This window comes from Bartonella sp. MR100HLJHH, assembly GCF_042194215.1.
In the GTDB taxonomy this organism is placed as follows: Bacteria; Pseudomonadota; Alphaproteobacteria; order Rhizobiales; family Rhizobiaceae; genus Bartonella; species Bartonella grahamii.
This window is the reverse complement of the sequence record NZ_JBHIMR010000005.1, coordinates 49,414-64,703: the sequence shown is the minus strand read 5'-3', so window position 1 is coordinate 64,703 and position 15,290 is coordinate 49,414. Positions and strand designations below refer to the sequence as shown.

At 36.4% G+C, this 15,290-nt stretch carries 12 protein-coding genes, 1 tRNA gene and 1 pseudogene; 3 read left to right on the top strand and 11 right to left on the bottom strand.

The annotated features are described in order from the left end of the window. Window positions 1–206 precede the first annotated feature (206 nt). Entirely contained in the window at window positions 207–1,775 is a 1,569-nt protein-coding gene (locus tag ACFIJ7_RS04215; RefSeq protein ID WP_375644679.1) for a TerC family protein, read from the top strand. A 513-nt stretch (window positions 1,776–2,288) separates the two neighbouring features. Here ACFIJ7_RS04215 and ACFIJ7_RS04210 read toward each other — a convergent pair. The 6 genes and pseudogenes from ACFIJ7_RS04210 to ACFIJ7_RS04185 form a co-directional block, all read right to left on the bottom strand. After that, window positions 2,289–2,636 carry a DUF6990 domain-containing protein gene (locus ACFIJ7_RS04210; RefSeq protein WP_375644678.1) on the bottom strand — a complete coding sequence of 116 codons (348 nt, stop codon included), beginning with the start codon at window positions 2,634–2,636 and terminating at the stop codon, window positions 2,289–2,291. A gap of 88 nt (window positions 2,637–2,724) precedes the next feature. Then, window positions 2,725–2,970 carry a hypothetical protein gene (locus ACFIJ7_RS04205; RefSeq protein ID WP_375644677.1) on the bottom strand — a complete coding sequence of 82 codons (246 nt, stop codon included), beginning with the start codon at window positions 2,968–2,970 and terminating at the stop codon, window positions 2,725–2,727. A gap of 1,085 nt (window positions 2,971–4,055) precedes the next feature. Then, a pseudogene (locus ACFIJ7_RS04200) lies at window positions 4,056–4,620 on the bottom strand (hypothetical protein). A 122-nt stretch (window positions 4,621–4,742) separates the two neighbouring features. After that, window positions 4,743–4,844 (bottom strand): hypothetical protein, encoded by a 102-nt coding sequence (locus tag ACFIJ7_RS04195; RefSeq protein WP_375644721.1) that lies wholly within the window; start codon window positions 4,842–4,844, stop codon window positions 4,743–4,745. Between the two features lie 153 nt (window positions 4,845–4,997). Beyond that, window positions 4,998–5,180, bottom strand: a complete 183-nt coding sequence (locus tag ACFIJ7_RS04190; RefSeq protein ID WP_375636341.1) for a YbfB/YjiJ family MFS transporter — start codon at window positions 5,178–5,180, stop codon at window positions 4,998–5,000. A 505-nt stretch (window positions 5,181–5,685) separates the two neighbouring features. Beyond that, window positions 5,686–5,762, bottom strand: a tRNA-Arg gene (locus ACFIJ7_RS04185). A 263-nt stretch (window positions 5,763–6,025) separates the two neighbouring features. On the opposite strand from ACFIJ7_RS04185, the gene ACFIJ7_RS04180 reads away from it, so the two are divergent. Both ACFIJ7_RS04180 and ACFIJ7_RS04175 read left to right on the top strand, forming a co-directional pair. Beyond that, complete coding sequence (locus ACFIJ7_RS04180) at window positions 6,026–6,799, top strand: NAD kinase (protein ID WP_012755068.1); 774 nt, start codon at window positions 6,026–6,028, stop codon at window positions 6,797–6,799. 146 nt (window positions 6,800–6,945) lie between these two features. Beyond that, window positions 6,946–8,349: a DEAD/DEAH box helicase gene (locus ACFIJ7_RS04175; RefSeq protein ID WP_375636301.1), complete on the top strand. Its 1,404-nt coding sequence runs from the start codon at window positions 6,946–6,948 to the stop codon at window positions 8,347–8,349. 58 nt (window positions 8,350–8,407) lie between these two features. On the opposite strand, the gene gltX is transcribed toward ACFIJ7_RS04175, so the two are convergent. From gltX to ACFIJ7_RS04150, 5 genes are all read right to left on the bottom strand, one after another. Further along, window positions 8,408–9,781: a glutamate--tRNA ligase gene (gene gltX / locus ACFIJ7_RS04170; RefSeq protein WP_375644676.1), complete on the bottom strand. Its 1,374-nt coding sequence runs from the start codon at window positions 9,779–9,781 to the stop codon at window positions 8,408–8,410. 10 nt (window positions 9,782–9,791) lie between these two features. Beyond that, window positions 9,792–11,453: an NAD+ synthase gene (locus ACFIJ7_RS04165; RefSeq protein WP_375636298.1), complete on the bottom strand. Its 1,662-nt coding sequence runs from the start codon at window positions 11,451–11,453 to the stop codon at window positions 9,792–9,794. A gap of 122 nt (window positions 11,454–11,575) precedes the next feature. Further along, the gene (locus ACFIJ7_RS04160) at window positions 11,576–12,955 is read right to left on the bottom strand and encodes a class II 3-deoxy-7-phosphoheptulonate synthase (protein ID WP_375644675.1); all 1,380 of its coding nucleotides are present in this window, start codon (window positions 12,953–12,955) and stop codon (window positions 11,576–11,578) included. Window positions 12,956–13,023: 68 nt separating this feature from the next. Beyond that, window positions 13,024–14,415 carry a glutathione-disulfide reductase gene (gene gor / locus ACFIJ7_RS04155; RefSeq protein ID WP_375636294.1) on the bottom strand — a complete coding sequence of 464 codons (1,392 nt, stop codon included), beginning with the start codon at window positions 14,413–14,415 and terminating at the stop codon, window positions 13,024–13,026. A 205-nt stretch (window positions 14,416–14,620) separates the two neighbouring features. Further along, entirely contained in the window at window positions 14,621–15,190 is a 570-nt protein-coding gene (locus ACFIJ7_RS04150) for a DUF2059 domain-containing protein (RefSeq protein WP_375636292.1), read from the bottom strand. Window positions 15,191–15,290: the final 100 nt, after the last annotated feature.

The window sequence follows — 15,290 nt, the reverse complement described above, 5'->3', positions numbered from 1 at the left end:
AATTTAGAGGAACCTTCTTGTGGTTGTAAGCGGGATGGGGCATCATTTTGTTTTATCAATAATCACATGCATTCAAGCAATATTTTGCTGTTTTTTTCGTTGAATATAAGTTTTTTTACATTCAATGTTCATGATCCAATATACGAATAAAAGCCTATGAATTTTTTTTGTCAATCGCGCGCTTTTAAGCTTCTAAAAGGTAAGGAATGATGGAATGGATCACTGATCCCCATGCGTGGTTTGGTTTGATCACGCTGGTTTTTCTCGAAATTGTTTTAGGAATAGATAACCTTATCTTTATTGCAATTTTAGCTGAAAAATTGCCACTGCATTTGCGTGACCGTGCACGCTTTCTAGGTCTTACTTTAGCATTAATTATGCGGCTTTTCCTTCTTACAGTTATTGGATGGGTTATGAGACTCGATAGGGTAATTCTTTCACTTTCATCTTTTGTATTTAGTTGGCATAGCTTTATTTTAATCGGTGGTGGAGCCTTTTTGCTAGCAAAGGGAACGTTAGAATTACATGAAAGGTTAGAAGGGGTATCACATGAAAGAAAAACAGGCGTTGCTTATGCTGTTTTTTGGCAAGTAATTGTTCAAATCGTGGTGCTGGATGCCGTTTTTTCACTAGACAGTATTATTACCGCAACAGGTATGATTGCAAAAGAGCAGGCAACAGTTATGTATATCGCAGTCATAGCTGCTATGGGAGTAATGATGTGCGGATCTGGTGTTCTTATGCGTTTTATTAATCGTCATCCCACTATTGTAATCCTCTGTCTTGGTTTTTTGATGATGATTGGTTTTACTCTCATTGTTGAAGGATTTGGTTTTCATATTCCAAAAGGGTATTTGTATGCTGCTATTGGTTTTTCTGTTCTCATCGAAGCTTTTAATCAAATTGGACGTCGTAACCGTGAAAAAATGATTAAAACGAATGATCTACGCAGTAGAACAGCTGATGCTGTTTTGAGGCTCTTAGGAGGAGGAAGTAAAGATAGTCACCTTGCTGAGACTGTAGATGTTATTGCGGAACAGGCCGCAGCTTCTGAGTTGTTTAGACCAGAAGAAAAGGAGATGATTCGTGGTGTTCTCGATTTAGCTGATCGCCCTGTTCGCTCTATCATGTCGCCGCGTAATGAGATTGAGTGGTTAGATTTAAATGCTGATGAAAATGAAATGCGTGAAGAATTACAAAAGGTTAAACATAGCCGCTTAATTCTTGCGCGTGAAAAAGTAGATGAATTTGTTGGCGTTGCATTGACAAAAGATCTTCTTTTGAATTTGGCTGAGGGGAAAAAGATTAATTGGAAAAAAGCTATGCGAGAACCCCTCGTTGTTCATGAAAATACAAGTGTTTTACGATTGATGGAGCAATTACGTCATTCTTCGATTCAGCTTGCAATTATTGTTGATGAGCATGGATCTTTTGAAGGAATTGCAACACCAACCGATATTCTTGAAGCTATTGCAGGAGACTTTCCTGATGACGATGAAGAACTCATGATCGCAGAACGACTTGAAAATGGCAGTCTTCTTGTTGAGGGATATGCTGATATCCGCCGTTTAAGTAGTTATCTTGGGCGTAACCTTGTAGATGAAGCAGATCGTTATACGACTCTGGCAGGCTTTATGCTTTGGCAGTTTGGTCATTTACCAAATGAGGGAGAAAGTTTTGAAACTGATGGTTTACACTTTAAAGTGATTGAAATGGAACGTCGAAACATATCTAAAATCCTTATTTCTCCAATTGTCTTACCAGAAAGAATCTAATTCTTTTTATAAGCAAGATGAATAAAAAGATTTTTTTATGATTAAAAATTGAAAAGAATAAGAAGTTGATGACTTAATTGCATTTCATTATTTTTATATTTTTTTAAGCGTAAAGTAATGAACATACAAAGGTTATGTTATCAATAAACTTTCCATTATAAAAATTTCCATTGATGATTTACGAAAAGCTGTAAGAGAGAAAATGATGCAAAATTATTTGTCAATGGTCATTAATCTCAAAAATAATGAATATATACAACATATTGATTTATAATAATTATTTATTACAATATTACCTTCACATCAAGAACCCCTCTTTCAAACATCAGATTTCCGCCAATAGATAGAATTCCGCCATTGTTGGGTTCACTCAATTGATGATGGCAGCGTTAAACTAGACTCTGCCTCCTATAATCTTTTGAGATCTTTTTGATATTTCTTATCTTTTGTTTCGATAAAATTAGCTATTTTTTCCTTCCAAGAATAAAGCTCCACCTCTCTGGAAAGCTCTTATTAAGAACTTTGTTTTTCTTCCAGATGGCTCATATTTTTTGCTACTTTTGCAATTAAAGTGTAGCTGAGTTGCTTAGATTTCACTACTTCTTTGGCTAAAGCCAATGCACGTTCAAGATGAGTCTTTTGGGTATTTTCATCAAAGCCTAAATGATTCCCTGCACTAAAACTTTGATAATAAGATTGTAAGGTTGCAACATCACCCAATAAAGCCAGTGCACCAATATGAAGTAAGCTATAACCTGCATCATCTATCTTGATAACCTTATGTGCCTCAACTTCACTCTTTTGCCAAGGTAGTGCTCCATATCTGGAATAAAAGCATTTATGAAGATCAATTTTTTCCATCGCCCATTTCAAGACATAATCAAGCTCTAATTCCAACCAATCCGCACATATTTCTTCTTCACAAACTCTCAACCACTTTTTATCAAAATCAAGTTTTAGATCTTGTAAGTGCTGAGAATTGATAGGAATCAATTACCATGCAGGCAGCAGCTAAAATACCAGTACTAATCGAAAATCCAACATCAAATTGCGGATAACTTTTGATAATTGCGTCATTATAAAGAACTTGTACTTCACGATCTGGTAGTTGATAACGTGCTGAATAATTATCTACCTCTTTAATTTTCTCAACAGACCAATCAAGATTTTTGAAGAGCGCTGTTGCACTCTCCATGGCTAAAAAATTCTTTGCTCTACCTCAAAAAAGGTTGTATCCATATCAAAAGTCAAAAGCGAAATAGCTTTCTGCAAATAAAATTGATAACGCCGTATGAGAGAAGAATCTTATCAATAAGGTCTTTGGTGATTTCTTTTGCAAAATCTAAACGAGATGGCATCTTATCATAAAAAACAAACAACAAAGTCAATAGTTTGTGTGAAATTATTTTATATGAATTCCATTTAGAATTCACACTTTATACGTGATTCAATTGACTATTTTTTATAAACAATTGCCATGTATGAATAGACTATAAAAAGCAAATTATGATGCAAATGTTATAAGGCATGTAAACATTCAAATGAAGTGAAAAGCAGCTATCATTCATAACAGTTCATAAATTTTATGATACGTTTTTATCACACACAAATCGCATTGTTAAAAACGTAATCGTTTGAAATTATCGATAACATAAATTGCATGCGCTTAAAGAATAGTATGGGTTTTACTTTTTTTTTGAGCGAAACCTTAAAAGAAATAATCATTTGAAGCTATCATAAGATAGATTTTAATTCATTAAGAACACATAAAAGGATTTAAAGACAAGTCGATTTTAAAGCGCCGCTTACTAAAAAGTTAGTAAATGACAAGCTGGCATTATATAGATACTATCATCACAACAGATAATAAAATTGATAATGTTATGTCTTATGAAATCAAAAGTCTTTTAATGATATAACGCAAGCAAACAAACAAAAAACGTTTTAAAAGAGGCATTTTGATAATGTGCTTTGTTTCAAATGCCCCTCAAAAATGAGGGCGTTATTCTTAATGCGTTTTATAGCCATAAAAAAGTGTTTATAGGTTCTGTAATTCAAATGAGTGATTAAAAATCATACCTGTCATTTATGTTCCTTTTGATAAGTTTTAATCAATAAAATAGAGCGCTTGCAATATGATACGTTGTATATATGCATTCATTATTGATTTCTTTTGTATGATCTGTAGCACCTCTATTTAAAAGCCGCGTCATATCAATTGGCACAGTTTTCTTTTATGACAGGTTTTTATAGCCATCAAAAAAGCGCTCCCCACGTCTGTCATTTATTCTGTTTATCAATCTTGACGACGTTATCACTTTCATAAACCTCACAATTTATGGGAACCGAATATAAATCGCTATGTCTTTTTATCCTTGCATTGCCATATACATTACCTCTAATCACGAAATAACCAGAGATCTTGGCATTGCCATAAACCTTGCCATACTAACAACAGCATGATCATAAACCTCGGCATTGCTATGAATAGATACACTACCGGATAATTTTGCATTTCCATAAACCCGCGCATAATGATAAACTCAAACGTTATAAGAAAGATGAGCATTGTCATAAACATGAGCACCAAAATACACGCGGGTTTTATCACATATAAGGGCATTGCCATACACATAGCCACCAATGGCAGCATTGCCATTGCCCCTTGCATTTTCATAAACACGACCAGATTTTACAACACAGGCATTATCAGCAACCCAGCAATTGCCATCATGAGAGAGGTTGCTTTCATTTTCAATAAAACCATCTGGATCGCTTTTTTTACATCACCAAAATCTTTTAAAGCACAAATGCGATATAATATATGACCAGTCACGAAATCCATTTGATTGGTCAATTCATATTTTTGGGATGTTTTTTCTTATTAACAGAAGCGATTTCATTTGCAATGGAATAAATAACGGAGGTGTTTTTTGATATTGTTGTCATAATTAAACCTGTATGTTTTTAAAAATTTTGAACAAACATTAAGCCAACTTCAAACCAAATGTTTGTCGCATCAAGCGTCCTGTTCAAGCTAATAATAACATATTCATTACCTAGTAGAATACCAACTCCTACACCTGCATAAAGCGAAGAAATAATCCGCCCCCATTATGGCTATGCTGCATGACCATAATAGAACCCAAAACCATCATTCACCAGCAGCAAAACGGATCAAGTGCTACCGCCATGGAAATAAAATAATAAGTGCACTCATTACTATAGCTGCACAAGATAGCATGTGAGGAGCAAGAGATATATTCCCAATTTTGCCAAACGTAAAGAACATACTCCCCCACCATAATTAGCGCTAGCTATATAAGAAAGTTGATTAAAGGTAAACAATCCCTTATCCAATATAACTGGCAATATTGGTGTATAGAGAAATTTCCCGATACCCATTCTCAAAACCATAATAACCATACCGAATACAGCGTTTTGAAATAATTCAAATCTTGACGATTATTTTTATCCCCATTATTATTCCTTTAACTGGTGATATTCCTCATCCGCGTTCCATTTCACCATAACAGCCTTTAGCTCCCAAAATAGAATAAAAGCAAATTTAGCTATCTATTTTAATGCTCAAAACAATATATTTAGCGATCTACTGTCAAAATTGCCAGATCAATTATACAATAACATATTGAATTAATATGTATTTTTATGTTATAAATGTTTATAGTTAAATTGAAAGCATATTTAGATAATCTTGCTTTTTATCTCGATATTCAAAATGACTAACCGAAAAGTTATATACGCAATCGTAAATTTTACTTCTCTTAAAATCATTTTCTTATTCGCTATAAAACTTAATAAACAACTCAAATGACCATTTTCATAAAAGAGGAAATTGACTTCTTTTTAGGTAATATTGTTATTTAGGATGATATGAAGTTGAAGAATTTGGTGCACCCGACAGAATTCGAATCTGTGACCTCTGCCTTCGGAGGGCAGCGCTCTATCCAGCTGAGCTACGGGTGCTTTAAACTGATTATTAAAATCAGTTATGGTCTTTTAACTAATCATACTCTTAGCTTCAATGCTAAATTATCATTCTAATAAAAAAATTACTTGTTTGTAACTTATCTAACAACGCACTCCTCTTACTTTTCAATGATACTTTACCTTGAAATAACTTCTCTTTATTCAATGCTCTTTTTATTATAAAAAGAGCTTTTGTTACAACTTCAAAACTCTCAAAAATAAGTTACAACATACATTATAAATATCAGGATAATTTTTTAATGACTACATTACCAAGTCGCTTTCATTTTATTTCCGCAGAAACTGAGGACGCTATCAAAGCTACCCATAAATTAATTTCCGTTTATGGTCATTCTTCTCTGGAAGAAACTGATATTGTTGTTGCAATCGGTGGTGATGGGACAATGTTACAAACCGTACGAGACGTCATGAACACAGGCAAACCTATTTATGGTATGAATCAAGGTTCTGTAGGATTTCTTATGAATGAATTTCATGAAAAAAAATTGCCCAATCGTATTGCTGTCGCACATAAAAAAGAAATTCATCCCCTGCGCATGATTGCAAAATCTGAATGTCAAGATTCTATCGAGGCGCTTGCAATTAATGAAGTATCCCTCTTTCGGCAATCTTATCAAGCTGCAAAAATTCGCATTACCATTGATAACAACGTACGCATGGAACAATTAAGTTGTGATGGTGTCCTCGTCGCTACACCAGCTGGATCGACCGCCTATAATTTATCAGCGCAAGGACCTATCTTACCTCTTATGGCCCCTCTTATGGCACTCACTCCCGTTAGCCCTTTTCGCCCTCGGCGTTGGCATGGAGCTTTGCTTCCCAATACAGTAATAGTGCGCTTTGATATGCTTGAACCTGACAAACGCCCTGTCAACGCTGCTGCAGATAATATTGAAGTTAAATCTGTTCATTCAGTTACTATTTCAATGGCAACAGAAGTAACAGCTTCAATCCTTTTTGACTCAAATCATTCATGGGATGAGCGCATTTTATCAGAACAATTTCGCTATTAATGATTGTATTATGCGTTTTATATGTATATGATTGTTATAGTTAGTTTTTTTGTGAAAACATCTTAACACTTTTTAAGAGTGTAGAATATTGGTTATAATCATCATTTAGATAGCGCAGTTAAAATCACAGAGCAATTGATAAAAAAATGATACCATCTTTAAACAGTTTTGATGATTTAGGTCTTTCCGCAAAGGTTATTAATGCGGTGAAATCAGCGGGATATACAACTCCAACACCTATTCAAAGTGAAACAATTCCGCATGTCCTTCAAAGAAAAGACGTTTTAGGAATCGCCCAAACGGGAACAGGTAAAACCGCTTCTTTCGTATTGCCTATGCTCACTCTCCTTGAAAAAGGTCGTGCAAGAGCACGAATGCCCCGTACGCTCATCTTAGAACCAACACGGGAAATTGCAGCTCAAGTTGAAGAAAATTTCGATAAATACGGAATAAATCATCGTTTAAATGTTGCTCTTTTGATTGGTGGAGTTTCTTTTGAACTCCAAGATCGCAAACTTGAACGGGGAGCTGATGTTCTTATCGCAACACCAGGGCGCCTTCTTGATCATTGCGAGCGCGGTAAACTGCTCCTGATGGGCGTTGAAATCCTTGTTATTGATGAAGCGGATCGCATGTTGGATATGGGCTTTATTCCTGATATTGAACGCATCTGTAAGCTAACTCCTTTTACGCGTCAAACTTTGTTCTTTTCTGCAACAATGGCGCCAGAAATTACAAAACTAACGAAACAATTTTTACATTCTCCTGTATCTGTTGAAGTTACAAAAGCATCCTCAACCGCAACCACAATTACACAACGGCTCGTCAAATCTGGAAGTAAGTCATGGGATAAAAGAGCTGTTTTGCGAGAACTTATTCATAATGAAGGTGCTGAGCTTCAAAACGCTATTATTTTCTGTAATCGAAAAAGAGATATCTCTGAACTTTTTAGATCTCTCGTCAGGCATAATTTTAGTGTAGGTGCACTTCATGGAGATATGGACCAATACTCGCGCATGAGCACATTGGCCGATTTTAAAGACAATAAACTCACACTTCTTGTTGCATCTGATGTTGCCGCCCGTGGACTTGATATCCCAGCTGTAAGTCATGTATTTAACTATGATGTTCCTACACATGCTGAAGACTATATCCATCGAATTGGTCGTACAGGGCGTGCAAATCGTAGCGGAAAAGCTTTTACAATTGTCACAAAAGCTGATCAAAAATATATCAATGCCATTGAGGAAATGAGTAATGAAAAAATTGAATGGCTCAATGGAGATCTCTCAACTTTAATAGCCGATGATCAAACAGAAGATATTGTTGTAAAGAAAAAATCTTCAAAATCATCAAAGAAAACTGCTCAAAAAGAGCCTGTTGCTCACACTAAAAAATCTGTAGAAGAGAATAAAACAGAATATATCAAAAATGCAAATAATAAAGAGAAGCCATCTGAGCAACAACGCCCACGAAAAAATAAGAATTACACGCCCCTTGGATTTGGTGATGATATTCCTGCTTTCATGCTTATAAAAACGTGTAAATAAACCCGTTCTTTACTCTCTTTAAGAGTAAAATGAACGAAATGCTTTTAAAAAGCCGCTCTTATTTCCTAGAGAGTCTTTCTGCTACCCTTTCACGCCCTAAAAGCTGCAAAATTTTTCCCATTTCAGGTCCATGATCCATCCCAGTAAGTGCCTGACGTAATGGCATAAACAAAGCTTTCCCACTACGTCCTGTTTTTTCTTTTAATGCCGTTGTCCAAATTTTCCAACTTTCCTCATTCAATACACTTTCAGGTAAGAAATCGAGTGATTGGCGCACAAAAATACGATCCTCTAGTGCCACTGTATCAAAATTCTGTTCATCATGAATGATTTTCCACCACAAAACAGCATCATTGACTTTATTAATATTGCTTCTTATCGCGTTCCAGAAATATTCCGCCTTATCTCCCTCAATAGAAAGTTTTTTAAGGCGCATTTTTACTTCCTCATAAGTTAGTTCATGAACAAGATGACTATTCAAAGTAAGAAGATCAGCAACAGCAAATTTTGCAACCGATTTTGACGTATCTTGAAGATTAAAATGTTCTAAAAGCGCTGCTTGATTGGGATAGGGATGCACATTTTGCGATGTCCCAATCAAAACAGCAAGACACTGAACAGCTATAGATTCAAATCCTTCTTCCCGTAGAGAACGAATAGAAAGATCATTGTTACGTTTTGAAAGTCCTTTTCCTAAAACTGTCGCCAATAAATTGATATGACCAAAAACCGGTAATTCTGCATTAAGAGCTTTAAAAAGAGCAATTTGAGCGCCTGTATTTGTAATATGATCATCCCCACGAATAATATGCGTAATAGCCATATCTACATCATCAACAACAGACGGCAATGTATAAAGATAGCTTCCATCTTCACGAATGAGAACAGGATCTGAAAGAGAAGCCAAATCAATCGTCTGCTTTCCCTTTACTGCATCATTCCAACAAACTGCTGTTCGCTTTGTTTGTAGAGGATCATTTTCAAAATTAGGGAGAAGAAAACGCCAATGGGGTTTACGACCTTGTGATTCAAAGTTTTTTTTCTCTTCTGCTGTCAATTTTAATGCTGCACGGTCATAAATAGGAGGCAATTTGCGTGAAAGCTGGATTTTACGACGCCGTTCTAATTCTTCTGCAGTCTCATAACAGGGATAAAGAAGCCCGCGTTGTTTGAGAATTTCCGCAACTTCATCATATCGATTAAATCGCTTAGATTGGTAATAAATTGCATCTGGTTGAATACCAAGCCATTCAAGGTCAACAGCAATAGCATCGATATATTCTTGTTTAGAACGTTCAACATCTGTATCATCATAGCGCAAGATAAATGCTCCATTATGCGCTTGCGCATAAAGCCAATTGAAAAGCGCAATACGGATATTGCCAATATGAATATAACCTGTTGGAGAGGGAGCAAAACGAACTTTAACCATAAAATAATACTCAATTTTTATCGCGAAAATGATTGACTATGGGATAGCGACGATCGCGTCCGAAACTCTTGTAACTGATTTTTACACCGAGTGCAGATTGTCGTCTTTTATATTCGGCACCATAAAGAAGCTGTTCAACTTTCTCAACAGTTTCCCGTGAATACCCACGTTTAATAATATCACAAATACTCATGTCATTTTCTACAAGAGATTGCAAGATATCATCTAGAATAGGATAAGGCGGAAGAGAATCTTCATCTTTTTGATTTTCCCGCAGCTCTGCAGAAGGCGCTTTTTCTATAATATTGGATGGAATGACAATCCCTTCTGGTCCTCTCAAATTGTGCAAGTGATTTTTATTGCGCCACTCAGCTAATGCATAAACCTGCATTTTATAAATATCTTTAAGAGGATTAAACCCGCCATTCATATCACCATACAGTGTCGCATATCCCACAGCCATTTCCGACTTATTGCCTGTCGTTACCACCAATGAACCGAATTTATTTGAAAGAGCCATTAAAAGTGTACCGCGTATACGACTTTGAAGATTTTCTTCTGTTATATCAGGGGGTAACCCTAGAAAAACTGGCGCCATTGTCTTTAAAAAAGCTTCAACAGGTTGCTCAATCGGTATTATTTCATAATGGCATCCTAGAAGTTGTGCACATTCTTTAGCATCTTTTAACGATTCTTGTGAAGTATAGTGATAAGGCATCATAATGGTGCGAACTCTCTCAGAGCCAAGAGCATCCACCGCCATTGCCGCACACAGGGCTGAATCAATTCCTCCTGAAAGACCAAGAATAACATCCTTAAAGCGATTTTTATTAACGTAATCTCTCAAACCTAAAACACAAGCTTGATAATCGGCCGCTAATCCATTGAGAAGACTTTCATTAGGACCTGAAATACAGTGCCATCCCGTCGTTATTTTTTGCCAATGGCTTAAAGCAATATGGCTATCAAAGTGCTTCATTTGAAATATCTTTTTTCCTTCTCCATTCAAGGCAAAAGACCCACCATCAAAAACGAGCTCATCTTGACCTCCAACTTGATTAGCATAAATAATTGGTACCCTAGATCGTAGAGCTTGCGTATGAACAACATCTATACGTTTTAAGGTTTTATTACGATAGTAGGGAGATCCGTTAAGGACAAGAATAATTTCCGCTCCTTTATTACCAAGCTCCGCACAAAGTGAAGAATCATTCCAAATATCTTCACAAATCACTATTCCTAGTCCTACCCCACGATAGATAAGAGGCTCAGGTCGTGGGCCTGAAGAAAATAAACGCTTTTCATCAAATTCAGCATAATTAGGTAAATCAAACTTCAAACTTTCGGCAATGACTCGCCCTTCATCAAGAAGCATGACACCGTTGTAAATATTGCCATTGCGTCTTAATGGAAGACCAATGACAATTCCTGGTCCGCCTACGGTTATCTTTGCTAATTTCTTAACAGTCTCTTCACATGTTTTTGTAAAAGCAGGTTTTAGAACAAGATCTTCCGGCGGATAAGCGCTTATAAAAAGTTCCGTGAATAAAACAAGATCAGCCCCCTCTTCTTTGGCCTTTTGATGTGCCATGACAGCTAAAGAAAAATTCCCCTCAATATCACCAACAATAGGATTTAATTGGGCAATTGATACCCGAAAATCATTTTTCATAAGCCTTTGTATCATTTCATCAGTTTAGCAAACACAACTTTACTCTTCATCATCAGTAAATATCACTTTTTAAAAATTCTCTTCTGCCATAATGACCTAAAAGTATATTAGGAAAAATTTTCCTACCCACCAGCAGCAACTCCTAACGAATCAGTCACACGATTTTTTTTAAGGAGTTCAGCAACAAGAAAAGCCAATTCTAACGCTTGATCTGCATTTAACCGTGGATCACATTGCGTATGATAACGATCAGATAAATCGTCTACAGAAATAGCATGCGCCCCTCCTGTACATTCAGTAACATCACGACCTGTCATCTCAATATGGATACCTCCTGGATAAGTTCCCTCTCCACGATGTACTGCAAAAAAATTCTCTACTTCTTTTAAAACATAATCAAAGGGACGCGTCTTATAACCATTGGCAGTAATCGTATTGCCATGCATTGGATCACATGACCATATAACCGCACGCTTCTCACATTCAACGGCACGGATGAGTTTAGGCAGATAACTTTCAACTTTATCATACCCAAAACGCGTAATGAGAGTAAGCCGCCCCAGCTCGTTTTCTGGATTTAAAATATCAATTAATTTTAAAAGCTCATCAGACTCAATGGAAGGACCACATTTTAATCCTATAGGATTTTTAACGCCGCGACAATATTCAACGTGAGCATGGTCAATCTGACGTGTACGGTCACCAATCCATAACATATGACCGGATGTTGCATACCAATTTCCTGAAGTTGAATCAATCCGAGTCAAAGCCTCTTCATAACCAAGCAAAAGTGCTTCATGACTGGTATAAAAAGATGTTTCACGCAATGAAGAATGTGTTTTGGATGTAATCCCTATAGAACGCATAAAATCAATTGCTTCAGAAATACGCTCTGCCAATAATTCATAACGTTCCCCCTGCGGACTGTTAGAAACAAAACTCAACATCCATGTGTGTACATTTTCTAAATTAGCATAGCCACCTTGTGAAAAAGCACGCAATAGATTAAGTGTTGCCGCAGATTGGCGGTAAGCCATAGACATCCGTTGCGGATCTGGAATACGAGAATCGGCTTCAAACTCAATGCCATTAATAATATCCCCCCGATAAGCAGGAAATTCAACTCCCTCTTTGCTTTCGATATCAGAAGAGCGGGGCTTTGCAAATTGACCAGCAATACGACCAATTTTAACAACCGGTTTAGAACTACCAAAGGTTAAAACAATTGCCATTTGCAAAAATACACGAAAAAAATCACGGATATTATCAGCTTCATGTTCTGCAAAGCTTTCGGCACAATCACCACCTTGCAATAAAAAAGCTTGTCCTTTTGCAACAGCTGCTAATTCATTTTTTAAATCACGTGCTTCACCGGCAAAAACTAAAGGAGGATAACTTCTCAGTTTTCGTTCAACATCTTCTAACATAGACTTATCCGGATAAGTCGGAACTTGTTTAATTGGCCTTGTTCTCCAAGAGTCAGGTGCCCATTCTTTTATCATTACACTCTCTCTAAAGATTAATCTTACAGATTGGCATATCAAAAGCTTTTTACCGCAATATATGCTGTTTAACTTTCTATTTTCTTCCCATTTTCATATATATAACTTGGTTTATACATCGTTACCAATTCTTCTGCCATCGTTGGATGCACTGCCATCGTTTCATCAAAGATATCCTTCGTCAGCTTTCCTTTGAGAGCTATCCCAATAAGCTGTGCCATCTCACCAGCGTTTTCCCCTAAAATATGAGCGCCCACAACAATACGGCTTTCACCATCAACAATGAGTTTCATAAGCATTTTCTCTGAACTATCAGAAAAAACATTACGCATAGGACGAAAAACTGTACGATAAATTTCAAGACGCTTATAACGACGTACCGCATCTTCTTCTGAAAGACCAACTGTTCCAATCTCTGGCTGAGAAAAAACTGCCGTCGTAATTAAATCATAATCAGGTGTCGTGGGAATATTCTCAAACGCAGTCTTCACGAAACACATTGCATCATGAATCGCAACAGGTGTTAATTGAATATGACCTGTTACATCACCAACAGCCCAAATATGGGGTACATTCGTTGTCATTCTTTCATCAACAACAACTGCACCAAATTCATCCACTTGAACACCTGCTCGCTCAAGTCTTAAACCTGTTGTATTTGGTACACGCCCCGTAGCCAACATAATCTGATCGGCACCGATCGTTTGCCCATTTGATAAAACAACTTCATAACAATTTTCTGCAGCCTGCACTTTAGAAATTGTTACGCCATAGAGAATAGAAATCCCTTTTTCAATCATTGCATCGCTAAGCAATTGCCGCAAATCATGATCAAAACCACGAAGGATTAAATCACCACGATGGAGCAGCGTTGTTTTTACCCCCAATTCATGAAAAATATTAGCAAATTCAACACCAATATACCCTCCACCAACAATGACTATCGATTTTGGGAGTTGATCAAGGTCAAAAATCTCATTAGAAGTGAGGCAAAATCCACCGCCTTCTATGGGAGTATTTGGTGCAAATTTTGCCCCTGTTGCAATCAAAATCTTTTTCGCACTTACCCGCTCACCCGTGGCAGAAAGCTCTAATGTGTGATCATCTATAAAAGTAGCACGACTTTCATAAATATGCACATTGTTATTTTCTAATCCCTTACGATACAGCCCTTCTAACCTTGATATTTCTTTATTTTTAGCTGCAACCAACTTTTCCCAGCTAAAAATTGGATCCGCATATTTCCACCCAAAACCAACACTTTTCTTAAATTCTTTTACATATTGTGATGCATAAACATAAAGTTTTTTGGGAACACAACCACGAATAACACAAGTACCCCCTATACGATATTCCTCTGCTATAGCAACACGCTTACCAAGTCCTCCAGCAAGCCGTGCTGCACGTACTCCACCAGAACCACTTCCAATAACAAATAAATCAAAGTCAAAAGAGCCCACGAATTATTCCTTCTTATGTATCTGCAAGAATAGGCTAAGATCATTTATTATCAAATGAAAGTCTTTTTTTCTTTTGAAGAAGCATTTTTTTATAAAGCCGTATTCTAAAAAGACCTACTCTCATTAAAATATTAAAAACGGCGGAAAAACCGCCGCTATTTAAAAAATCAGAAATTGCCCATTGGTTGTCATGATATCAATCAAGCTATTTTTTATTTTCTGAAGATTCTGATTTTATAGGCATATTTGTAGGCATAGTAGAATTATTCAAATTAACTGTTTCAGACATCTCTTTTTTCACATTTTCTACAAGATCCCGCATAAGCGCAGAACGCCATGCATCAAATGCTGAATAAGAATCACGTGCGATATTGGGGACCTCTGTCAAAAACTTTTTACCGGTATCAGAATTGTAGAATGCCGTTATTGCATCAAGCTCTTTTTGAGTAAAATATTTTGCATATACATGAGCAATCTCTTTTTCTAGATCAGAGCGCCTTTTAATTAAAGCAAGCGCCTGCTTATCAACAATATCAGAAATAGTCTCTGCCAAATTTGGATCAGCCCTCATCAGTGCAGTTTTAAGATCATCTACCGCATTTGGTAAAAAACTATCAAACTGATCCGTTGCGTGAATGGCACTTATAGCCTTTCTAGCTGAAGCTAAATGCTGATCGCTCACACCTTGTGCATAAGCCATTCCAATATTCACAACGAAAACGGCAACTACACCTAAATATACGACAAAACGCTGAAAAGAAAATATTGTTTTCATTTAATGATTACCCCGATAATTAATTATAATTCGAATGCGTTATTTATTCAAAATTTCAATACTCTTTGATTTATTGTATTGTGCTAACATATCGTCATGA

What these genes read in the sequence shown, in the direction of transcription:
- ACFIJ7_RS04215 (WP_375644679.1), top strand. Translation starts at nt 207, where the DNA reads ATGATGGAATGGATCACTGATCCCCATGCGTGGTTTGGTTTGATCACG.
- ACFIJ7_RS04210 (WP_375644678.1), bottom strand. Translation starts at nt 2,636, where the DNA reads ATGGAAAAAATTGATCTTCATAAATGCTTTTATTCCAGATATGGAGCA.
- ACFIJ7_RS04205 (WP_375644677.1), bottom strand. Translation starts at nt 2,970, where the DNA reads ATGGAGAGTGCAACAGCGCTCTTCAAAAATCTTGATTGGTCTGTTGAG.
- ACFIJ7_RS04190 (WP_375636341.1), bottom strand. Translation starts at nt 5,180, where the DNA reads ATGGGTATCGGGAAATTTCTCTATACACCAATATTGCCAGTTATATTG.
- ACFIJ7_RS04180 (WP_012755068.1), top strand. Translation starts at nt 6,026, where the DNA reads ATGACTACATTACCAAGTCGCTTTCATTTTATTTCCGCAGAAACTGAG.
- ACFIJ7_RS04175 (WP_375636301.1), top strand. Translation starts at nt 6,946, where the DNA reads ATGATACCATCTTTAAACAGTTTTGATGATTTAGGTCTTTCCGCAAAG.
- gltX (WP_375644676.1), bottom strand. Translation starts at nt 9,781, where the DNA reads ATGGTTAAAGTTCGTTTTGCTCCCTCTCCAACAGGTTATATTCATATT.
- ACFIJ7_RS04165 (WP_375636298.1), bottom strand. Translation starts at nt 11,453, where the DNA reads ATGAAAAATGATTTTCGGGTATCAATTGCCCAATTAAATCCTATTGTT.
- ACFIJ7_RS04160 (WP_375644675.1), bottom strand. Translation starts at nt 12,955, where the DNA reads ATGATAAAAGAATGGGCACCTGACTCTTGGAGAACAAGGCCAATTAAA.
- ACFIJ7_RS04150 (WP_375636292.1), bottom strand. Translation starts at nt 15,190, where the DNA reads ATGAAAACAATATTTTCTTTTCAGCGTTTTGTCGTATATTTAGGTGTA.